This window comes from Paraburkholderia sp. BR14320, assembly GCF_040948665.1.
GTDB lineage: Bacteria > Pseudomonadota > Gammaproteobacteria > Burkholderiales > Burkholderiaceae > Paraburkholderia > Paraburkholderia youngii.
The window spans coordinates 1-315 of the sequence record NZ_JBFPKG010000311.1 but is presented as its reverse complement, the minus strand read 5'-3'; the positions used below and the strand labels follow the sequence as shown (position 1 = coordinate 315).

Genomic DNA, 315 nt, shown 5'->3' with positions numbered 1-315 from the left:
GGCCGAGATGGAAATCATCCAGTCGAGAATGGTGGTCGGCAAAGCCGTCGACGATCTGCACCTCGATATCAGCGCCAGGCCGAAGCGCTTTCCGTTGATCGGCGAGTGGCTGGGGCGGCAGGCCAAAGACCTTTCCTCGCCAGGTCTCTTCGGATTTGGCGGATATGCGTGGGGCAACGAATCGGTCCGGGTGTCCAGCTTCAACGTTCCGGAAGCATTCGAAGGCGAGAAGTTCGTGCTGACCGTTCTGGAGGACGGGCGCTACCGGCTGGAGCAGTCGGATCTGAGCGAGCCGATCGAGGGCCGCGTGGGCGC

The 315-nt window shown here is 62.5% G+C and carries 1 pseudogene; it reads left to right on the top strand.

What is annotated here, in order from left to right:
- Positions 1 to 315 (top strand): annotated as a pseudogene (locus tag AB3X89_RS40440) (tyrosine protein kinase); the annotation flags it as partial.